17 protein-coding genes are annotated in these 20,390 nt (G+C 68.2%); 5 read left to right on the top strand and 12 right to left on the bottom strand.

The annotated features are described in order from the left end of the window. Nucleotides 1–22 precede the first annotated feature (22 nt). From RLT58_RS03530 to RLT58_RS03515, 4 genes are read right to left on the bottom strand one after another with little or no spacing between them, the layout of a single operon-like run. Nucleotides 23–1,345: an MFS transporter gene (locus RLT58_RS03530; RefSeq protein WP_311308898.1), complete on the bottom strand. Its 1,323-nt coding sequence runs from the start codon at nt 1,343–1,345 to the stop codon at nt 23–25. Next, entirely contained in the window at nt 1,342–3,111 is a 1,770-nt protein-coding gene (locus RLT58_RS03525) for a condensation domain-containing protein (protein WP_311308897.1), read from the bottom strand. The genes RLT58_RS03530 and RLT58_RS03525 overlap by 4 nt, the downstream gene beginning before the upstream one ends. After that, nucleotides 3,108–4,418 carry a DUF6271 family protein gene (locus RLT58_RS03520; RefSeq protein WP_311308896.1) on the bottom strand — a complete coding sequence of 437 codons (1,311 nt, stop codon included), beginning with the start codon at nt 4,416–4,418 and terminating at the stop codon, nt 3,108–3,110. The genes RLT58_RS03525 and RLT58_RS03520 overlap by 4 nt, the downstream gene beginning before the upstream one ends. After that, nucleotides 4,400–5,473: a phytanoyl-CoA dioxygenase family protein gene (locus RLT58_RS03515; RefSeq protein ID WP_311308895.1), complete on the bottom strand. Its 1,074-nt coding sequence runs from the start codon at nt 5,471–5,473 to the stop codon at nt 4,400–4,402. Before RLT58_RS03515 ends, RLT58_RS03520 begins: the two co-directional genes overlap by 19 nt. A 357-nt stretch (nt 5,474–5,830) precedes the next feature. On the opposite strand from RLT58_RS03515, the gene RLT58_RS03510 reads away from it, so the two are divergent. From RLT58_RS03510 to RLT58_RS03500, 3 genes are all read left to right on the top strand, one after another. Next, entirely contained in the window at nt 5,831–6,670 is an 840-nt protein-coding gene (locus RLT58_RS03510; RefSeq protein WP_311308894.1) for an aminoacyl--tRNA ligase-related protein, read from the top strand. Nucleotides 6,671–6,797: 127 nt separating this feature from the next. Continuing rightward, on the top strand, nt 6,798–7,040 hold the full coding sequence (locus tag RLT58_RS03505; protein WP_311308893.1) for an acyl carrier protein: 243 nt from the start codon (nt 6,798–6,800) through the stop codon (nt 7,038–7,040). 13 nt (nt 7,041–7,053) lie between these two features. Continuing rightward, complete coding sequence (locus RLT58_RS03500) at nt 7,054–7,713, top strand: 4'-phosphopantetheinyl transferase family protein (RefSeq protein ID WP_311308892.1); 660 nt, start codon at nt 7,054–7,056, stop codon at nt 7,711–7,713. Between the two features lie 253 nt (nt 7,714–7,966). On the opposite strand, the gene RLT58_RS03495 is transcribed toward RLT58_RS03500, so the two are convergent. The 8 genes from RLT58_RS03495 to RLT58_RS03460 all read right to left on the bottom strand — a co-directional run bounded on the left by RLT58_RS03495 (nt 7,967) and on the right by RLT58_RS03460 (nt 17,845). Beyond that, nucleotides 7,967–8,584: a hypothetical protein gene (locus RLT58_RS03495; RefSeq protein ID WP_311308891.1), complete on the bottom strand. Its 618-nt coding sequence runs from the start codon at nt 8,582–8,584 to the stop codon at nt 7,967–7,969. A gap of 65 nt (nt 8,585–8,649) precedes the next feature. After that, a complete protein-coding gene (locus RLT58_RS03490) occupies nt 8,650–9,186 on the bottom strand; it encodes a hypothetical protein (RefSeq protein WP_311308890.1) in 537 nt (178 codons plus the stop codon). Between the two features lie 400 nt (nt 9,187–9,586). After that, nucleotides 9,587–11,998 carry a glycoside hydrolase family 2 protein gene (locus tag RLT58_RS03485; RefSeq protein WP_311308889.1) on the bottom strand — a complete coding sequence of 804 codons (2,412 nt, stop codon included), beginning with the start codon at nt 11,996–11,998 and terminating at the stop codon, nt 9,587–9,589. A 128-nt stretch (nt 11,999–12,126) separates the two neighbouring features. After that, entirely contained in the window at nt 12,127–12,966 is an 840-nt protein-coding gene (locus RLT58_RS03480) for a carbohydrate ABC transporter permease (RefSeq protein WP_311308888.1), read from the bottom strand. Continuing rightward, entirely contained in the window at nt 12,956–13,909 is a 954-nt protein-coding gene (locus tag RLT58_RS03475; RefSeq protein ID WP_311308887.1) for a carbohydrate ABC transporter permease, read from the bottom strand. The genes RLT58_RS03480 and RLT58_RS03475 overlap by 11 nt, the downstream gene beginning before the upstream one ends. A gap of 7 nt (nt 13,910–13,916) precedes the next feature. Continuing rightward, nucleotides 13,917–15,176, bottom strand: coding sequence for an ABC transporter substrate-binding protein (locus RLT58_RS03470; RefSeq protein WP_311308886.1), 1,260 nt, complete (start codon nt 15,174–15,176; stop codon nt 13,917–13,919). A 15-nt stretch (nt 15,177–15,191) separates the two neighbouring features. Then, nucleotides 15,192–16,787, bottom strand: coding sequence for an FAD-dependent oxidoreductase (locus RLT58_RS03465; RefSeq protein WP_311308885.1), 1,596 nt, complete (start codon nt 16,785–16,787; stop codon nt 15,192–15,194). Between the two features lie 44 nt (nt 16,788–16,831). Continuing rightward, the gene (locus RLT58_RS03460; protein ID WP_311308884.1) at nt 16,832–17,845 is read right to left on the bottom strand and encodes a LacI family DNA-binding transcriptional regulator; all 1,014 of its coding nucleotides are present in this window, start codon (nt 17,843–17,845) and stop codon (nt 16,832–16,834) included. 772 nt (nt 17,846–18,617) lie between these two features. On the opposite strand from RLT58_RS03460, the gene RLT58_RS03455 reads away from it, so the two are divergent. Continuing rightward, nucleotides 18,618–19,859 carry a glycosyl hydrolase family 28-related protein gene (locus RLT58_RS03455; RefSeq protein ID WP_311308883.1) on the top strand — a complete coding sequence of 414 codons (1,242 nt, stop codon included), beginning with the start codon at nt 18,618–18,620 and terminating at the stop codon, nt 19,857–19,859. Next, nucleotides 19,856–20,317 carry a hypothetical protein gene (locus tag RLT58_RS03450; RefSeq protein WP_311308882.1) on the top strand — a complete coding sequence of 154 codons (462 nt, stop codon included), beginning with the start codon at nt 19,856–19,858 and terminating at the stop codon, nt 20,315–20,317. Before RLT58_RS03455 ends, RLT58_RS03450 begins: the two co-directional genes overlap by 4 nt. Nucleotides 20,318–20,390: the final 73 nt, after the last annotated feature.

The following is a 20,390-nucleotide window of genomic DNA, read 5'->3' as shown; positions in this document are numbered from 1 at the left end:
GCTGGCAGCGCGACCGTCGGCCCTACCGGGCGGTGGGGGAGGGGTGCTCCTCATCGGTTGCCGCGCCGCCGTCGTACGGCGGGGGCGCAGCCGCCGTCACGACCTCCGCGTATTCCGGCTCCCGGCCCAGACGCCGTACCGCTGGTACGCACAGCATCGCGCCGAGGCAGACGAGCGCCATGACGGAGGAGAAGATCAGCACCTCGTTCGGGCCGAAGGCCTCGGCCGCCGGGCCTGCCAGCGCCCGGCCCACAGGGATGACCATGATGGAGCCCGCGACGTCATAGGCGGAAACCCTGCTCAGTACGGCGAGCGGAATGTGAGTCTGGACGCTGGTCGCCCACATGACGCCCCAGAAGGCGAAGCCGATGCCGCCCAGGACATGCGCGGCCGCGGTGGCGGTGAAAGACCATTCGAGCGCGGGAGCCAGCGGGTTGAGGGTGAACAACAGCATGGCGAGCGCTCCGGCGACGATGGGCCGCCGGGGCCGTACGCGCATGCCCATGAGGCCGCCGACGATGGTTCCCGCACCGTCGGCGGAGGCGATCCAGCCGAAGCCGTTGGCGCCGTGCTGCTCGGTGATGAGGGAAGCGCCCAGAGGGAGGGCCGGGCCGAAGACGAACAGGCCGAACACCGCCCAGATGCCGATGACGCCCCACAGCCAGTCCCGCGAACGGAACTCCTGCCAGCCGGTGGCGAGACGCCGCAGCATCGGCGCGTCGCCCTCGGCACGACGCGTGGCGAGCCTGCGCAGGGGCAGCAGACCGAGGGCGCTCAGCGCGTACGCGGCGGCAATCACCGCATACGACCCGGCCACGTCCCAGTACGCGACCAGGAGGCCGGCGAGGCCGGGACCGAGCAGGGCACTCATGGCCTCCGAGACACGCAGCAGCGCGTTGGCCCGCTGGATGTCCTGCGCGACCTGGGGAACCATGCTCGCCAGGCCCGGCTGGAAGAGGGCTGTGGCGGCGCCGCTGAGCGCCATCAGCGCCATGATCTGCCACAACCGGGCATCGGTGAAGGTGAGCAGCGCCCCCATGGCGATCATGGCGACCATGCGCACCAGGTCGGCGGCGACCATCATGACCTGCGGCGTGAACCGGTCGGCCAGCACGCCGCCGAACAGGACGAGCAGCACGATGGGCGCCATCCACGCGGCGAGTGCGTAGCCCACCCCCGAGGCTCCGTAACCCGTGCCGAGGACGGCGGAGGTCAGTGAGACCATGAGCATGCCGTCGGCGAGGAGAGAGGCGCTGCGCGCGGTGAAGAACAGGCGGAAGGGCCCCGACCGCCATGGGCTGGGTACGGCCCCGGCTACGGCTTCGGACTTCTCGTGGGTGGTCATGTCGCATCGGCCGCGCTTCGGCCGTTCCCTTCGGTGAGAACCGGTAGACGACGCCAGGCGTCGGTGTCACCGGGGGCGGACGGCGGAGCCGGGACGATGACGTACCAGTGGGGGGCGAGAACTTCCGGGCGGGTGGGCCGGGCATCCATCAGCGCGGCGTGCACGCGTCCGGGGGTGAGCGTGAGGTCGTCGCCCGCTGCCACGAACGCGATGAGCCGGCCCTCCGTACCGGTGACGTCCTCCCGGCCTGCGGGTTCGACGGCTACGTGCGCGGTGCCCGCGACGGCCCCGAGGGCTTCGGCGATCGCCTGCGGTGAGACCCAGCACCCGTCGATCCGGCGCCAGTCAGCGCCCCGCCGTGCGGGCCGCACACCGGTGACGTCGGTCAATGAATCCAGCGGTACGTCGTGGTCCGCCACGGCCTCCAGCAACAGCACGAGCCCCGTGAGGAACTCCTCGGCCTCGTGACGCTCGAACAGATGCCGGTCCGCCCACAGGGCGAGTCGGAGCACCGGCTCCGTGGCGTGCACGAAGGTCAGCACACGGGTGGGAAGCTCCTGGTCCGGCCCCCAGGTCAGTTCGAGGCCGGGTTCCCGCGCCTGTGTCCGTGCGTCGTCCTGGCGTGCGCCGAGGACGGTGCTGACATCGTTGAACACCACGTCACGGCCGAAGTGGCTGCCGCGGTCGTGCGTGGTGCGTTCGATCATGTCCCACAGCCGCACCGAGTCGAACCTGCTGTGCCGGTACGCGTCGAGGGCGGCGCCCCATGCCTTGCGGAGGACCGCGTCGAACGTCGGCCCCGAGAGGTCGAGCCGGAGCAGCGAATCCTGCGAGAGGGCGGTCACCGAGCGGGCGAGAGCCGGGCTGTGCCGGTTGGAGGTCGGGGCTGCGGTGACGCAGGTGCTCTGGCCCGCCCGGTGGCCCACGAGCGTGCACCAGGCGGCCAGCAGCACGGTCGGCGCCGGGCTGCCGGTGCGCGAGGCCGCAGCGGTGAGCGCTGTTCCCGCCCGTCGCGAACGCAGGGTGAGCTGTGCCTGAGCGTGGTCGCCGGGGACGACACGGGGTTCCGCGAACATGGCCTGCGGCCCGGTGCGGATGATGTGCTCCCAGTAGCGCAGCGATGCCTCGGATTTGCGCCGGCCTGCCGGCGACAGCTCGTCGAGCGCGAGATCGAGCGGTGCCAGGGCCTTCACGACCGGCAGATCACCGCCGGTGACCAGCGTGCGCCACTCCTCCTGCAGAATGGTCAGCGCACCTCCGTCCGCCGCCGCATGGCTCGCGACCAGGCAGACGTACGCGGGGACTTCCTCCACGGTGAGCAGAGTGATCCGCAGGGGGAAATCCCGGTCCAGGTGGAATCGGTCGACGCGTGCGTCGCGGGCGACCGCTTCGGCGTACTGAGCGGGCTCCGAGGGCAGTGCGTCGTGGTCGCGGACCACGACGGTGAATTCCCCTTCAGCGGCCACGGCCTGCTCGCCGAGCTCAGTGAGTGAGACGGCACCGGGGAACGTGGTGCGAAGGGACTCGTGACGTTCGACGAGGACCCGCAGTGCGTCGACCGCGCTGTGCACCGTGACGTCGGCCGGGACCGGCCAGACGTCGTGGATGTTGATCTGGACCGGGTCGTCGCGCAGGATGCACCGAATCATGTTGGCCTGGGCCATGGTCGGCGGGCCCACGCGCTCGGTGCCTCCGCCGAAGCGGGCGGTCAGGGTGCGTTGGGATGTGCGGCGGTTGTCGCCCACGACGCGCGAGTGTGATGTCATCGGTTGTTCACCGATCCTTGTTCCCTGCTGGATTTGGTCAGCGCCGGCCAGGCTTCGAGCAGCTGTACGAACTCCGCCATGTCTGCCTGTGCCTCGTTCAGGAGGTCGGCTCGGCGCTCTCCCAGGAAGTCCGCGGCGCCGGTCCAACGGCCGCCGAGCGAGCGGAAGGCGCCGTCGAGGGTGTCCAGCCGGCGCATGTCCGCCGCACGGTTCGCGTGCACGGCTGCCCGCACAAGATCCGTGACGGTTTCGGTGCGGAGCCCGCCCGCGCCGTCGACCAGGGCTGGACCTGCGGCGGTCATGGCCGCGTAGGCGCGGTGCAGTCGGGGGACGGCCAGGAAGAACTTGGCCAGCCGCACCTGGTAGGCGAGGAACCCCGCGTCGGTGCGGCGCTCCGGAGTGTGGTGGTTCACGATGTGCCGGTTGTGCAGTACGCCGGGGAGCCGGGCGCCGTACACCGCGTGCAGGAGGAAGTAGTCGCTGCCGATGGTTTCGCGGGCGGGCGGAAGCGGCAGCCGCCCGTACACCTCGCGTGTGAGGGCGACGTTGCACATGTCGACGTGCGCGGGGGAGACCCGGGCCAGGGTCGTACGGTCGCCGGTGAAGGGTGTGTCTCCCCCGCCGCGGAATGCGTTTGCCACCAACTGCGGTTTCCACAAGGGGGGAGCGTCGTCCGGTACGGACAGGGTGACGACCGTCTCGTACACGGCGGGGTCGAAGGACCGTATCTCGTCGAGGTCGACGGACATCGGCCCGATGAACGATCCGCCGACCAGGGCCACCGGCCGGTCCGCCTGGGCCGGATCCAGCCTGCTGGACGACACCCGGTCCCGTACGGCGCCGGCACGCTCGCCGAGATGGGCAAGCTCGTGCTCCAGGGGGAAGACCGGTGCGCCGTTGTGCTGCTGGTAGCTGCTGTCGGAGTCCCTGCGGTGCACCGAAGAACACCCCAGTGACTCGGCGATCAGGAACGCCCGGTTGGTGCAGGCGCCGTAGGAGACGCCTTCCGGCAGCATGAGGGCGACCAGCCGGTCCGGATCTGCGGCCCCCGAGTGCGCGGCGGTCTTCGCCAGGAAGGTGTGCTGCGCCGCCTCGTCCAGATGGTGCACGACGACACCGGCGTGTGCAGGCAGGGCCGCGAGGGTCTTGCGGTGGACGTCGCGGGCCGACGCGTCGGCGGAGTCCAGTACGAGCAGATGTACCTCGGCCCCGAACTCCCTCGCACCGTATGCGGCTTCGGCCGAGACCGCCACCAGGGTGTCGGGGCAGAGCCGGTTGGTGGGCAGGGTCAGGCAGACGCGGCGCACGCGGACTCCTCGGACGAGGGCCGGTCGTGCCAGGAGGAGAGGCCGAGAAGCCGGCTGCCGAGGCTGTTGAGCTCGGCCGTGGGGTAGCGCTTGGCCTCTGCCAGGACCGGATCGCCGACCAGAGTGCGGTTCCAGCGCGGGGTGCGCAGTTGCTCCCATGACTGGACGCGGGACTTCCGCAGCCGCTCGTGCTCCTCCAGGGCGGGCATCATCGACAGGTACTGCACGGCGCGGACCCCGCTCTCGGAGACGTTGCGGGCAACCCCGTGGGCGAGAAGGCCGTTCCAGATCAGCAGATCGCCGGGGCGCAGGTCGGGCCGGACCACGGGGAACTCCGCACGGTCCATCTCCGGGCGCAGCGGATCGCGGCCCTCCGGCTGCAGGGGGCGCCAGGTGTCGAAGCGCCGGAACAGCTCCGGGCAGCACTGGAAGCCACCGGTCTCGGGCCGGGTGTCGTTGAGCGCGATGATGCCCTGGACACGCTGAGGGGGAACGCCGAGCGTGGTGTCGATGTCCCAGTGCAGCTCGATGTCGAAGCCGCGATCGGTGGGGTCGATGAGAGCCCGGTCACGGTTGCCCCGGTTGGGCGGGTTGAGGTTGAGCCGGTCCAGGGTGACCCACAGCTCCTCCGCGTCCCACACGTCCACGAACGCGTCGTACACCCGGCTGTTCTGACGGTTTTCCCACAGCAGTTGGTGGTGGTACGCCTCGACGAATCCGTAGATGTGCAGTTGCTGATCGAGCTGGGAGCGCCAGGGGCGGTCCTCGTACCAGGTGTCGGGGCGTGTCGGATCCAGCCCCTGGAAGTCCCAGGTGAAGTCGAGCAGTTGGCGTGCGGAGTCCGGGGACACCGCCTCGCGGACGATGACGTAGCCGTACGTCTGCCAGTGCGCGAAGTCCTCCTCGGACAGGACGCGCAGGGGCCGCGACTTCTCGAGCTCGCGCAGCGTGGTCTGGGCGAGATAGGACTCCCCGTCGTTGCTGAAGTAGGGCCGGTCGGTGGCGGCCCGGTGGAGACGGGGTATCCGGGAGCGCGGTGTCGTGGTGGTGCGCATGCTGGTCCTTCGGGCGTGCGGGACCGCGGCTGCGGGGATGCCGGGCCGGGTGGTGCGGCGCGGCGGCCCGCAGACCGACGGGGCAGGGGAAGAAGTGGCTGAGCCCGCACAATGGTCTAGACCGCAAGGTCTGTCAAGTGGGTAGGCCGAAGCACGGTATGGCGACGTGTCATGCCGTCACCGTTGGTCTAGACAACATGCGTCCTGGCGTTCTAGTGTCTCCAGCCCGGGGCCGGTTCGCGGCGAGCGGAGCGCTCACCATGGCCGGCGCCTGCGCGGTGCCCGTCGACAGCGGACTCATGGACGTGCGGGCTGGTGCACGGCCGGGAGCCCCAGATCCTCCACGGAGCGAAAAACATGATCACCACCCCGTCGGCAGCCGTGCTCAACAGCCCCGGAGCGGGCCTTGTCGTCCTCGATCCCACCCGCACGGCACTGTTCCGCGGGCTCGACAGCCTGCTGTCGGGCCTGGCCGGCCGGCTCGCCGCGCCCGAGGTGCTCGGCCCGCCCCTGCTGCCCGCCGAAGGGCTCGTCCGCCTCGACTACTTCCGCAACTTCCCCCATCTCGGCGTACCCGCAGGCCGGTTGGCGTCCGAGTCGTACGAGGCGCTGGCGAGCGGAGGCACCCCGGAGGGGCTGCCCCTGACCGCGACCGGCTACTTCCTGCCGTCGGCCACCTGCTACGGCCTGCTGCTCGCCCTGGAGGGCCAGGACGTCGGCGACGACGGCCTCCGGCTGTCCGGCACCGGCCGCTGCTTCCGCAACGAGACCCACTACGAGGGTCTGCGCCGCCTGTGGGGCTTCCACATGCGCGAGGTGATCTACCTGGGAACCAGGGACGGTGCGGTGGAACACCTCCGGCGCGGCGGCGAGTTCGTGGAAGACGTGGCCGCACGTCTCGGTCTCTCCCTGACCCGCGCGACGGCCGACGACCCGTTCTACGACCGCAGTGCGTCGCGGGCGAAGCTCATGGCCCTCGACCCTGTCAAGCACGAGTACAGCGCCCCCGACGGAACGGCCATCGCCTCGGTCAACCGGCACCGCAACTTCTTCGGCGAGCGCCTGGCCATTCGGGCGGGCTCCTCGGGCGCCGCCCACAGCTCGTGTGTCGCCTTCGGCGTCGAGCGCTGGGTGCACGCGATGGTGCTCGCCCACGGAAGCGCGGAAGCGGCCCTCGCGGTCCTGGCCGACGCCTGAAACACCCTTTGTGGAGACCGCCGGGCCGCGAGGGTCCGGCGCGGGCCGGCACTGCCGCCGGCCTCCCCCGGCATCCCGGGTATCCGGGACCACACCACCCTGCTCATCCCGTAAGGACACGTACACCATGGACCTCATCACCGAGTGGATCCACGAGAAGAACCCCGGCCTGGAGGGAACCGTGGGTCCCGACGAGGACCTCATAGAAGCCCGGCTCATCGACTCCATGGACTTCCTCGAGTTCATCGACCTGCTGGAGTCGATCACGGGCGAAAGCATCGACCTCCAGATCGCCACCATCGACGACTTCCGCACCCTCAACCGCATCCAGGAGCGGTTCCTCCGCACGGCGGACGCGGCCTCGGCGTGAACACGATCGCCCCGTGACCAACGGGCCGGAGCCAGGAGCGTCCCGCCTCCCGGCGGGGCAGGGCCGAGCGCGGGCGGCCCTGGCCCGCACCAGCGAGGTCCTGGACCGCCGGGGCCTGACCGAGGACCTTCTGGCTCCATGGGAGCGACAGCGCCTGGACCGCATCCGCATCCCGGCCCGCCGCGACGACGTGATGGCGGCACGCCTGCTGGTGCGCCACCTGACGGCGCAGTACGTCGGCTGCCCGCGCCGGGAGGTCGAGATCCGGCAGCGGTGCCCCGACTGCGGAGAGTCCGGCCACGGACGCCCCTACCTTCCCACCCACCCGGGGACCGGGATCAGTCTCAGCCACGCCGACGGTCTGGTGGCGGCCGTCGTGGGTCCGGGCCCGGTGGGTGTCGACGTCGAGCAGGCACACCGCAGGCCCCCGCCGCCGGCACGCTTCGCGCGACGGTTCCCCGGTCAGGACACCGCCCTGAGGGCGGTAGCAGCCACCACCGACCCGGATGCGGCACTCCTGCGCCTCTGGGTACAGGCGGAAGCCGGATTCAAGGCCGGCGGCGGCGACCTGCGCGTGGAGACGTGGAGCGAGCGCGGGGCGGTGGCAGCCGTGGCAACGGCAAAAACGGTTCCTGTGCGGCACGTGGGCTGGGGCGGCGGACGTCGTCACTGAACACGGCGCGGCCCGTTGCGTTCGATGCGCGAGCCGCCGTTCGGCTCCCTCGCTCAGGTGGCCGTCACCCCGCCCCGCTACCGCTTGCCCGGCTGGTCATAGGGCCGGACGACAGCGGGCCCGAAGCCGGGCCGGGGCTCCACGCCAGGACAACGGCGAAGGGACCCCGGCCCGGCACAGCTCCGCGCGGACCCGACATCGGCCTGCGGGCTCCGGCTGTCCGGGAATCGGACGGGCGTGATCCCGGCTGGGGTCAGCCGCAGTGCTCGGACTTCTCCTGCTCGGTCATGGCGCGGGTGTGCTGGGTCTTGGTGCTCGACGCGTCGGGCAGCGGTCCGGTGGCCTCGAAGGGCACGTACCAGTAGTAGTGGCCGTAGAACCGGTCCGGGAAGTGCAGCTCGTACGTCCCGCGCACGCGCTGCATCTGTGCCTCACGAGTCACCCAGCCCACCTCGCCTGGGCGCACATTGACCGTGGTCATCTCCGACTCGGTGTGTGAGCTCTCCCAGGTGTGCTGGTAGGTGGTCTGGATGCTTACCTTGAACACCTCGGCGAAGCCGTAGTCGACGGACAGCGACACGCCGACGCTGTTCGACTCGCCGGTGGTGTCCGACCAGGTGACTGAGGAACTCTGGTTGTCCTGGGTGCAGTTGAAGGCGCTGTCGCCGACCTGATGGCTTTCGCCCGTGAACTCCTCCAGGTCGCCCTCGGGGTGGAAGACGCAGCTGTCGGTGCCGTTGTCGCACTTGTCGAGCAGTTCGCGGATGGTGGGCTGCTCCTCGGCCTGCGCGGCTCCGGGGACCGCCAGAAATACGCCGGCCGCAGTGGTCAGGGCCGCGAGGAATACGGAAATGCGTGCAGGTGACCTCATATGAGTCTCCGCTTGTGGGGGGATGGGTGCTGTCTGGGGCTTCAAGCGCCGGGTGGGGCCGGCGGTCAGCTGAAGCCGATGGACTGCGTGCGATCGTTCATGACCGATCCGATGGCCGGGCTGTTCTCCTTGAACGGGCCGTCACGGTCACCTCCGAGTCCCGGCTCCGGATACAGCCACAGCCAGCACTCGGCCCATGGCTGAACGGAGGAGATCCGGTTCTTCCACTCGTCCGGCAGGTCGTACTGGTAGTCGACCCATCCGTCCTTCTCGCACGGTCCGGAACCCCGGATGGTCAGGGACGATCCCCTGTACTGCTCGTCCTCGAAGAAGGTGCCCTGGATGACGTCGTCCGCCTCAAGGGACCGGAGGTCCGCGCGGAAGGCGCCGTCCGCGATCGCCGCGCCCGCTGAGGCCGGCGCATGGGTGACCTCCCCTCCCGAAGCGACCTCGATGGCCTCGGCGAAGGTCCGGTAGCAGCTCTGGTCTCCGCTGCCCAAGTCCAGGACACAGTGCTCCACGGGTCCCGTGGTGGCGTCTGCGGGGGTTGCCCCCGCCGAGGGGGTGGCCGCGGTGGCCGCCAGCACAAGGGCTGTGACCAATGTGCCTGGAATGCTCGCTGCTCGTCTCATCATGTGGGGTCTCACTTCCACCGTCGAATGGGTCACTCCTGCCTCTTGCCTCACACGGCACACGTAAACCCCTCTCGCCGACCTCAACTCGGTTTCCGTGAAGTCTGGTTGACGACAAAGGCGATGCGGGCAGATGGGGGGCACGGGTGCTCGCTGGGCAGTACATGGCCGGCACCCGTCGGTCCGGGCTGGAGAGGTCCTCCGGAAAGTGGGCACGAACCCAGGTGCATGCGTGCCCACTATCCAGAAACGTGGCCTCACGATGCTGTGCGCATCGGTCTCGGCCCGCCCCGAGAAGGAAGCCCGCTACCGATCGCTCCGTCATGGACATATCAACTCGGCCCGGTTCGGCAGCGGCGGGCTCCGGCCTCTAATCTATGGGGGTCCCGGGCTCGCCGAACTGCAGGGTCTCCCTGAATCGCACCGTTCCGGACTTCGAGGCTGTGAGCCGGAGCTGACAGGCGTCGCCGGGCGCGCTGCCGATGTCGATCCGTGTGCTGCGGGAACCGCCGATCGGAACGTTCTGCTGCGTGGAACCGGTTCGTGTGACGCTGCCGTCGGCGGCGATCAGGGTCCATGTGACGGTGATCTCTTCGGATTGGTCATCGAGGTCGCTGTTGAAGAGGTGAAGCAGACGCGAACTGTTGTATGTGTAGGTCAGGTTGTCCCGCTTCATGGCGTAGTCCACCCAGCCCTTGTCGAAGACGGCCACCGGCGCGTACGTCTTCTTCCACAGGTCCATCGGTGACGGGGAGAACTCTGTGATCACATTGTCCCTGGCCGGCTGGGTGTAGGGGTTCATGACGCTCTGCCACATGTGGTCGGCGTGGTAGCCGGGGCTGCGGATTTCATCGGCGGTCCAGGAGAGGTCGGTCGATTCCGGGCGGGCGGGGTCTGCCTCGGCCGGCAGCGCAAAGACCTTCTGGAAGCTGTAGAAGGCCAGTTGGACTTTGGCGTCGTAGTCGAGGCTCATTCGCTGCTGCCGGAAGATCCGCATGGACTTGATCACTGAGTGGTGGCGGTCGGTGTTCTGGGGTTCTATGTAGGAGGCGTTCTCCTCGTAGGTGAACCAGGTCTTCACGGTGGGATTGGTGATGTACGTGCCCATGTAGCCCCGCGAGTAGACCGTGTCTGTCTCGGCGTTCGTGGAGACGAGCTGGATGTCCGGGTTGACAGCTGGGGCTCCCGCGTAGCCGGACCGCATGCCCAGGGTGAGGTCGTCGTTGTAGATGGCGTTCTCGTTGGAGATCGACCACAGGACGATCGAGGGGTGGTTGCGGTACGAGCGGGCGATTCCGAGGACCTTGGAGACGCCGTTCTCCCAGTACCTGGCGGTCAGCGGATACTCCCAGGTGCTGATCACGATCGGGTTCTCCGCGATCAGCATCATGCCCTTCTCGTCGCAGATGTCGACGAGCTCCTTGCTCAGACCCCAACCGCGGTGGATGCGCAGGATGTTGATGTTCATCGACTTCGCGACGTCGATGACATGGGAAAAGTAGGAACGCGTCAGCGCCCAGTGACCGTTGAAGGTCAGCCCGTCGACCGCGATGTTTTCGGCCCCCTTCCCTGCGATATTGACCTCGATCGACTCGCCCCGCAGACCAGTGCGGATGCCATTGAGATAGATGCCGCGCACGTCGGGATCCTCGTCGGCGACCGCGCGCACATCACGTACTCCGAAGCGTGTGACGTGGGTGTCGAGTGTCTTCCCCGAGGTGTCGAGCAGCGAGCTGTTCAGGTTGTACAGGACCGGCTTGTCGGGCCACCAGAGATCGTAGGCGTCCCATGGCTGAGTGACCTTGACGGTCTTGGAGGATCCCGCACCGACCGTTGTGCGGGGCTGCTTTTCGAAGCTCAGCTCCGCCCTGCCGTCCGGCCACTTGGTGACGGTGTTCCTGAGCACGACGGTGGCGGCGGTGCCGCTTTCGTTGGTGATCGTCAACTCGGCGGTGAGGGTGTTGTCCTTGACGTTCGGCCGGACGAACACGTCGTCGACACGTACCGCCGGCACCGACAGCAGGGTGACGTCACCCCAGATGCCCGACTTGGCGTCGTGGTAGGAACGCGAAGGTGCGCCGTCGTGCCGGGGCCAGTACTCTCCCCGTACACCCATCGGATACTTGATCACGCTCTGCTCGTTCGGCGAGGGACCGAGCATGTTGGCGGTGATGTCCTGGACGACGACCTCAAGGGTGTTGCCGTCGGAGCCGGGCTCCACCAGATGGCTGATGTCCACGTCGAAGGGTGTGAGCGCGAACTCGTGCGAAAAGTCCGCGTCGTGGTGGCCGGCGGCATGCACCTGCGTACCGTTCACGAAGATCCAGCATCGCCAGTTCACACCGCCGAAGTGCAGCTTGACGCGATGACCGCGGAAGCTCTTCGGCACCGCGAAGGTCCGCCGGTATGTGCCCTTGTGGATGTAGTGCCAGTACTCGGGATGGTCGAACTCCCTGATGCTGTTCCACGTCATCGGGACCCGGACCTGGTGCCGGGAGCCCCAGTCGGCACGGCTGACGGAGTTGATCGCCTCACGGATGAAGGAGCGGTCGATCCCCGAGTCACTCTGCTCCCAGCCGAAGAAGGGCAGTTTGACCGCTTGGAACGTCCACTGATCACCGTTGAGCGACACGGATTCGCGGGCCTTGGCGGCAGCGGTCGTTGTCGCACCCTGTGCGGTCCCGGTGAAGCCGGGCAGCGTGGTCAGTCCGGACGCCGCCGCGGCCGTCGCGGCGGCTGTCACCAGGAAGGAGCGACGGTTCAGCCTGCTGGATTCGTGCACGATGGTTCTCTCCTCGTCGAAATGGGTTCGGACGTGCGAACACTGCGAATGGCCTCACAGCCTGCGAAGCCTCGGTGGGCGTGCCCCTGAAAGCGGTCTCCCAGGACGTCCGGGCGCGTGCCCGGCCGCTACTTGAGGCCGGTGTGGGCCAGACCTTCGACGAACTGGCGCTGGGCGACGACGAAGACGGCCAGCACCGGCAGTGCTGTCAAGGAAGCCGCCGCTAGCTGTACGTTCCACATCGGTCCGCCGTAGGCATCGACGTACTGCGTCAGGGCCTGGGGCAGCGTGAACATCTCGGGGGTGGACAGATACACGATCGGTTCGAGGTAGAGATTCCAGCTGTGCAGGAAGGTGAAGATGGCCACTGCTGCCAATGCCGGCCGGGCCAGTGGGAGGGCGATCCGGCAGAAGATCGCGAAGCGCCCCAGACCGTCCATCCTGGCGGCTTCCTCCAGCTCACCCGGCAAGGCGATGAAGAACTGCCGCATGATGAATGTCGCAAGAACACTCGGTGCGCCCAGGACGGGAACCAGGATCAACGGCCAGTGGGTATCGATCAGGCCCCACTTGTTGAACATCTGGAACAGGGGAACGATCGTCACCTCGCTCGGAATCAGCAGTCCGGTGAGAACGACGAGGAACAGAGCGTTCTGGCCGCGGAAGCGGATACGGGCGAAGGCGTAGCCTGCCAGTGACGACACCATGAGCGTGCCGAGTGTGACCAGCACCGCGATGTACATGCTGTTGACGTACTGCTGGACGAACGGCTGCCGCTCGAAGACCTTCGCATAGGCGTCCACGCCCGGGTTCTTGGGAAACAGCGAGGGCGGGAAGGCGAAGATGTCGCTCGCCGGCTTCAACGACGAGGTCACCATCCACCAGGTCGGGAAGACGAATGGCACGCACAGCACCAGCAGAAGGCCGTAGAGGACGGCCTTCGCACGGGTGGAGAGCTCAGGACTCATGGAAGACCCACTTCTTGCGCATCTGCCACTGGATCACGGTCAGCACGAGCACGATGAGGAACAACAGCACCGAGAGGGTCGCGCCGTAGCCGAAGTGGTGGAACTTGAATGCCTGCTGGTAGAGGTAGTAGACGAGCACGGTCGTCGAATCGCCGGGCCCACCTTGTGTCAGTACCGCGATCTGCGCGAAGACCTGGAGTGAGCCGACCACGGTGATGATCGACGTCAGCAGGATCGTCGGGCTGATCAGCGGCAGTGTGATCTGCCGGAACTGTCTCCAGCGGCCGGCGCCGTCCACAGTGGCGGCCTCGTACAGTTCGCGCGGCACTCCCTGGAGCGCGGCGAGGAACAGGACCATGTTCAGGCCGACGTTCTTGAAGACCTGGACGACGATGACCGAGACCATGGACCATGTCTCGTCGCGGAGCCAGTTCGGCCCCTTGACGCCGATCAGGTCGAGACCCGCGTTGATGCCGCCGTTCTTCTGGAGAAGAAATCCCCACACGATGGTCCAGGCGACCAGGGAGACCACGACAGGGGAGAAGAAGAAGGTACGGAAGGCGGTGGAGCCGCGAAGCCTCTGGTTCAGCAGCACCGCGAGGGCGAGCGCGAGCGCGAGGTTCAGCACCACCAGACCGACGGAGAAGACCGCGGTGGCCCTCAGCACCCCCGGCAGTTTGGGATCGTCGGCCAGCTGCCGGTAGTTGTCCAAGCCGACCGGGTTGAAGGTTCCGGCGAGCGTGTTCCACTCGTGGAAGCTGTACCAGAAGACCAGGGCCAGTGGGATGAGAACGAAAAGGACGCTGCCCGCGAGCTGCGGTGCGATGAAGAGGTAGCCGGCCAGCTGGTCGCGGCGGCGCATCGTCCAGAAGGGCCGCCCGGCCGGGGACTCACCGGGGCCGGAGGGCGGGGCGGCGGACCTGGCACGTTCGAGTGTCTTCACGGCCGGGTCACTTCCGCAGCTGCGGCTCGATGGCCTCGCAGACGTCCGCGAGGACCTTCTTCACGTCCGCGCCCGGCTTCCACAGGGGGTCGAGCGCCGAGCGCACGGTGTCGGAGATCTCGTCGGCGCCGGTGTGGCTGGGAAGGGTTTTGCCCTGCTTTACCCCCTTGACCACGACGTTTTCCAACTGCTCCTGCGATACCTGGGGGTTGCTCTTGGCGAGAGTGGCCGCGTCGAGCTGGAAGTTGCGTGCCTGCGGAAAGAACTTTCCGAGCTTCGCCGCATTCTCCTCATTTGTCATGAACGCGAGGAAGTTGGTGGCGGCGCTGACGTGCTTGCCCCGGGCGAAGGCGGCCAGACCGGCCTGTCCGATCACGTCGTAGGAGCCCTTCGGGCCCTCGGGCAGAGGCACGAAGTCCCAGGCGAACTTGTCCGTCAGGAGGGAGGCCCGGCTTATCTGTGCCACGGTCATGGCTGACTCCCCGGCGAAGAAGTCCGCGGAGGTGCCCGGTGCCAGCATTGACTCGTCCTTGAAGATCGAGTCGTGCAGATAGGTCATCGCCGCAGTCATCTCCGGGGAGGTGAATCCGCACGACTTGCCGTCCGCGCTCCACGCCTCGGCACCCCAGCCGTTCCAGACGCTCGCGAGGTACTTCCACTGCTTGAATTCGAAGTCGCGGATGACCATGCCGGTCTTGCCGGTCTTCTCGTGGACGGCGGCACCGGTGGCGCTGACCTGGTCCCAGTTCCACTTGCCCTGCTTGATCAGTTCGGCGGGCTCGGGTTGCCCCGCCCTCTTCAGCAGATCCTTGTTGACGAACACACCGAACGGAGAGGTGGAGAACGGGTACGCGTAGGTCTTGCCGTCCTGCTGCCACAGCTTCTTCGCCGACGGCAGCACCTCCTTGTCGTCCTTGATCTCGGCCAGGGCGCCCGAGGAGACGAAGTCCGGGGCCGAATCCTCCATGATCCAGGCGAGGTCCGGCGACTTGCCGCCGGCGACCTGCGTGGTGAGGGTGGTGGTGTAGCTCTCCAGTGGGAGGGTGTCGAACTTGATCGACTCGATATCCGGATGGGCCTTGCGGTAGTCCGTCGCTATCTCGTTCAGGATTTTCAGGTGCGCCTCGTTTCCGGTCCAGACCGTCATGCGCAACGAGACCGGTCCGCTGTCGCCGTTGGAGCCGCCGCAGGCGGTGAGGGAGAGCAGCCCGAATGCGGCGAGGCCGGCAAGGGCGGCCTTTGTGCGGGAGTGTGCGGGTGTCTTCATGCCTGGTGCTCCTGGTCAGTAGCCGCTGATGTCGGGCCAGCGGAGCTCGACGCCATGGGCGATGAGCAGACGCTGGAAGGCTTCGAGGCGGTCGGGGGAGTCGCGTACGGAGCGGGGGGTGAACCCGTGCTCGACGCAGTGGGCCGCGAGCAGACCCGCCACCTCGCCGATGTTCCACTCGACAGGGTGCAGCCGGTAGCAGCCGTTGGTGATGTGGGTGGTACCGATGTTCTTGCCTGCGGGGAGGAGGTTCTCGACTCGGCGCGGAAGCAGAGCGCCGAGCGGTATCTCGAAGGGGCTTGAGGGGATGTCGATGTAGTTGTCGCCGCCCGTCGACGGGTGCAGATCGATGCGGTACATGCCGATGCCGACGCTGTCCGGGTAGTTCGCAGCGCCCTTGCCGCCGCGCACGTCCAGTGACAGGTCCTGTTCGACGACTGTGTAGTCAGCGAGGATTCGGCGCGATTCGCGGATGTACGGCGCCTGCGCGAGGCCGTCCCTGCTGCCGGTGACATCGTGGCGCAGCCGCAGGCCGGGGAAGCCGGTGCCGCCGTCGGGCCGCGGTGCCTCGGTCTGGAGCCAGTAGAGATACGACAGTGACAACTGCTTGGCCGCCGACAGATGGGCCTCCGCGTCCGGCACGTCGATGACCGGGCCCTCCAAGTAGTCGATCATCGGCCAGTTGACCAGGGTGATATCGCTGGCGTAAGCACCTGCGGTGAAGTTGTCGCGGGCGGCGATGCGGCGGAAGGTCCACAGGTTCATGTCGCCGCCGCCGACCCGCTGGTCGGCGATCACCCCTGCCGGATCGTCACCCGGGTTGGGGGTGAAGCCACGGGTGACGATCTCCAGGGTGCGAGGATGCGGGGCGGTGAAGGAAAGCAGCGGGGCACCCCAGAAGGGCGGCTGGTAGTCACGCCAGAAGCCGTAGGAATCCGGCCGGTCGATGGTGTGGTCGCCGTCGATGTGGTCAAGGGCGAAGCAGTAGGAGACGGCCTGCATGTTCAGCGGCTGCGCGGTGTCCGGCGCGCTGGGTTCACCGGTGTCGGACTGCGCCTCGAATCCGGTGACGTACTCGGTGCCCGTCAGCGGCAGCAGTTCTCCGGTCTCGGTGGCATCCAGGATGTAGGGGGCGGTGGCAACTACCGTCTCGCCGCTGTCGCGATGGGCCAGCGTGACGGAGGTGACGCGGTCGCCGTCGCACTCCGCCGCCTGCGCGCGGTAGGGCCGCATCACTCGCAGCCGCCCTGAGCCGAGGTACGGCGCGAGCAGTTCGTCGATCACCGCGACCGCGACCCGGGGCTCGTGGCAGAGCCGGCTCACCCAGCCGGCACCGGGATTCAGGTCTCTGCGGGAGCGCGCCTCGGCGGTGAGCGGGTAGCACCGCCGGTAGTAGTCCCGTATCCCGTCTCGCAGTTGGCGGTAGGAGGCGGTGGCGCCGAACTGTTCGATCCAGGTGTGTTCGTCGGGGGGCACAGCCTGGCTGGTGAGCTGGCCGCCGAGCCAGTCGTACTCCTCGGCGAGGATCACGGAACGGCCGGCGCGCAACGCGCCGAGTGCCGCGGCGACACCACCTGTGCCGCCACCGACGACGATGACATCAGCGTGCATATGTCTTCCTTGCGGGTGAGAGGAGGGAAGTGGGCAGGAGTGGTTCAGCGAACCGGTGCGGAGAGGGTCCGGCCGTCGTTCAGGGTGCAGGCGAGCAGCCGTTGTGCCGCGGACTGCTCGCCGTGCAGTTGTTGGGCGAGCAGGTCGACAGCCTGTCGGCCCATCTCCTGGCGAGGGATGCGGAAGCCGGAGAAGTCCAGAGGGTGGTCCACCGGGGTGGTCTGGTCCCCAAGGGTGACCACGGACAGGTCCCGGGGGATGTCGAGTCCGCGCTCCGCAGCGGCCTGTGCCAGCACCACGGCGTCGTTCTGGTACTCCACGAACACCGCTGTGACGCCGGCCGCGGTGATGACCTCCAGTGCCCCGGCCGCCTCCGAGAGGTGCGGTGCATCGGCTCCGGCTGCCCGCCGGAACCCTTCGAGCCGGTCCCGCGCGGATTCGGCTCCAGTACCGGGCCCCACGAACGCGAGCCGGCGGTGGCCGAGAGTCTGCGCTCGGTGAGCCAACTGAGCAGTGGCACTGGCGTAGTCCGCGCCGACGTAGGGGACCGGTTGTCCCCCCGCGTCGTCACGGCGGCCGACGCACACGAACGGATAGTCCTCACCCACAAGCCGGCTCAGCTCGGCCGCAGGAATGTCACGGCCCAGGAGGATGCAGCCGTCCGCGACGCGCAGCCGGTTGTTCTCGTGGAAGATCCGCCGTTGTCCGTCCCGCACGGGGGCGCTCGTGAACAGCAGCAGATCGCAGCCGGCCTGCTCGGCGCTCTCCTCGATACCGTGCAGGAAGGGGTAGTAGAAGTCGGCGCTGGTGGACGGGAACACCGGCTCGTAGGTGAATACACCGATGATCTGGTTGAGCTGCTGCAGCATCCGGCGGGCCAGGGGATCGGCCGCGTAGCCGGTCTCGCGGATCACCTGGAGTACCCGGTCGCGAGTCTCGGGTGCGATGCGAGCACCTGCCTCGCCGCGGTTGTTCAGTACCAGCGAGACGGTGGTCTGGCTGACGCCCGCCAGCCTCGCGATGTCGCGTTGGGTGAGCCGTCCGAAGGCTTGAGACATGAGGTTCAGAACCTTAACGAAGAGTTGCTAATACGCATTGGCTGCGGTCGGTGACGTGAAGGTAGGCCGGTTCGAGGGATGCCGTCAAGAGGTGTTGCAGCAGAAGTAATACGGATTAGCTACCGCACGAAACAGTCTTGGGGATGCGACTGGGGCCGACGAGGGCCACATCGTCCCAGCTCATGCGTGGGGCCATCTGCCCGGACTGCTCCGCCGGCGGCACGAGTACGTCCCGGGCGCGTCGCTCCGCCCCTTGACACCGGCTCGGAAGATGACCAGCATCCCTCCACGATCCATCTGGCGTCCCGGTGGGGCAGAGGCTTCGGCACGTCAGGGCCACCGAGTTCCGCGTACCACAAGGGGTGTCATACCGCGAGCCGCGTCACGCATACCGATGTGGCCCGTCCCGGGGACATCACCCGAATGACCGTTCCGCTCCATCCCAACGCTGAATCCGAACGCCGAGACGGCCGGCGAGAATTCTCTTTCCCTCGGTGGTGAGATCACCCCTCTTCACCATTGCTGCCATCCACCGGGGCCGTCCCTGCTGAAGACCGTACGGCGCGTGCGGTGTGGGACGCGGCGACAGCCGGACTCCGCCGCGTCCTGACGCTCGGACGGCGAGGTCAGGGCCTCCCGCACCGCATGTCGTAGTGGCCGCCGCCCTCCGATGCGGAACGCAGCGCCAAGGCGGCAGCCGGCAGCGCCGTTCGACGTTCCACCTCTCGGTACCGCCACCCACCGCATCGCACACATTCTCAGGAGCCGCGTCATGTCCGACACTCCCAACACCCCGGGCCGCCCCGGCCTGAGCAGAAGAGGCCTCGTCGCCCTCGGTGCCGCGGCAGCCGCCGCACCACTGCTGCCCCTGCCCACCGCCGAGGCGACGGCCGGGGGATGGGACCCGACCGGCTATGGCTCGGTATACACCAGCCGCCCGCCGGACCCGGGCGCGGTGCTCCTCGGCAGCCCTGGCTTCGAAACCCGCGCCGACGGAACCGGCGACGACACCGCGACCCTTCAGTCCGCCATCGACGAAGCGTCGCGCCGCGGTATCGCCAACGGACTCGGCGACATCCTCTGCGGCGCCCGAGGCTTCCCCCACGGTGATGGGGGCGGTCTCGTGTTTGTCCCTGCGGGCACCTACCGGCTTTCGGCACCGATCCGGGTCCACGACTCCGTACGCGTCATCGGCTACGGCGCCCGCCGGGCTTCCTTCCTGCTGGACACGGCGACACCCGGATACGCGACGGGCACACCACGAGAGCTCTTCGGCTTCGTGCGACGCCCGCTCGGCGGCCCGGTCTCGTACGCGAACAACGACACCTTCGGTACGGCGCTGATCAACCTGGACATCCGGATCAGCCCCGGAAACCCCGACGCCATGGCCGTCCGTTCCGGTGGTGCCCAACTGTGCCTGCTCCAGGACCTGGACATCGAGGTCGGTGAAGGGCTCTGCGGCATCGACCACAACGCCAACCTCGTCCAGCGCGTCCGGATCAGGGGCGGCGAGGTCGGACTCCAGGCGTGGGCGGCCTCGGCAGGGTGGCAGACCACCCTGCTCGACTGCCGCTTCACCGACCAGCGCCGCGCCGCCGTGACCATGGGGAGCGACGCGAAGCTCGTCGTCATACGCGCCGCCGTCGCCCGGACACCGCGCGCCTTCGAATCCGCTCCGGGGCAGAGCCAGCACCTCTATATCGCCGACAGCCACCTGGACGGGATCAGCGACGTCGCCGTCGCGCTCAACGACAGCACCTCCCTTCCCGATGCCGACAACGACCTGATCCGCCTCAGTAACCAGCTCACGCTCCTCAACTGCACTGCCACCTCCACTCCCGACCTGCTCCTCCTCACGCGCAGTGGCTTACGAAGCAGTGCCCCAGGGCCGAAGGCGCACATCCGGGAACTCACCTACGGCCTCAGAGTCGAGGACGCGCTAGCGGGAGGCGAGTTCCGGCGCGAGGGCATCTGCATGTCGGCCCGGGCGTCAGCGCCGGGCGGACCCGCGTGAACCTCCGGTCCGACACCCCCGTGCCACCGCCCGTACGGGAGTGGGTGTCCGTCGTGGAGGTGGCGGGGAAGCTGGGCAGGTCCATTGGTCAGGGCAAGGACGACCTGCCGGTCTTCCAGGCCGCCGTCGACCGGCACGACACCGTCTACGTTCCCATCGGCCGCTACCTCCTGACGGACACGCTCAAGCTGCGCCCCGGGACGCGTTTGATCGGTCTGCACCCGCGCCAGACCTGGCTGCTCGCCGCCGACTCCCACCCCCACTTCTCCGACCCGGATGCACCTCGCGCGCTCGTCTCCACCCCGCGCGACGGCCGCAACAGCCTTACGGGCCTCGGCCTGGACACGGCCGAGCAGACCCCCGGAGCGGTGAACCTGCTCTGGCAGTCGGCCGACGGCTCGTACCTGGCGGACATGGCCACTCAGTTCGTCAAATGGCACCCCGAGGGAGCACCGTAGTCCGGAAACCCCGGCTACACGTATCGGGGCCGGCACAAGTACGCGATCTGGGTCCGCGGAGGCGGCGGCACCT

Origin of the sequence: Streptomyces sp. ITFR-16 (genome assembly GCF_031844705.1) — a bacterium.
Lineage (GTDB): Bacteria > Actinomycetota > Actinomycetes > Streptomycetales > Streptomycetaceae > Streptomyces.
Note: the sequence above shows the minus strand (reverse complement) of the source record. Positions and strands in the feature narration are given on the sequence as shown.

What these genes read in the sequence shown, in the direction of transcription:
- RLT58_RS03510 (WP_311308894.1), top strand. Translation starts at nt 5,831, where the DNA reads ATGATCACCACCCCGTCGGCAGCCGTGCTCAACAGCCCCGGAGCGGGC.
- RLT58_RS03505 (WP_311308893.1), top strand. Translation starts at nt 6,798, where the DNA reads ATGGACCTCATCACCGAGTGGATCCACGAGAAGAACCCCGGCCTGGAG.
- RLT58_RS03470 (WP_311308886.1), bottom strand. Translation starts at nt 15,176, where the DNA reads ATGAAGACACCCGCACACTCCCGCACAAAGGCCGCCCTTGCCGGCCTC.
- RLT58_RS03460 (WP_311308884.1), bottom strand. Translation starts at nt 17,845, where the DNA reads ATGTCTCAAGCCTTCGGACGGCTCACCCAACGCGACATCGCGAGGCTG.
- RLT58_RS03515 (WP_311308895.1), bottom strand. Translation starts at nt 5,473, where the DNA reads ATGCGCACCACCACGACACCGCGCTCCCGGATACCCCGTCTCCACCGG.
- RLT58_RS03495 (WP_311308891.1), bottom strand. Translation starts at nt 8,584, where the DNA reads ATGAGGTCACCTGCACGCATTTCCGTATTCCTCGCGGCCCTGACCACT.
- RLT58_RS03530 (WP_311308898.1), bottom strand. Translation starts at nt 1,345, where the DNA reads ATGACCACCCACGAGAAGTCCGAAGCCGTAGCCGGGGCCGTACCCAGC.
- RLT58_RS03465 (WP_311308885.1), bottom strand. Translation starts at nt 16,787, where the DNA reads ATGCACGCTGATGTCATCGTCGTCGGTGGCGGCACAGGTGGTGTCGCC.
- RLT58_RS03525 (WP_311308897.1), bottom strand. Translation starts at nt 3,111, where the DNA reads ATGACATCACACTCGCGCGTCGTGGGCGACAACCGCCGCACATCCCAA.
- RLT58_RS03455 (WP_311308883.1), top strand. Translation starts at nt 18,618, where the DNA reads ATGTCCGACACTCCCAACACCCCGGGCCGCCCCGGCCTGAGCAGAAGA.
- RLT58_RS03480 (WP_311308888.1), bottom strand. Translation starts at nt 12,966, where the DNA reads ATGAGTCCTGAGCTCTCCACCCGTGCGAAGGCCGTCCTCTACGGCCTT.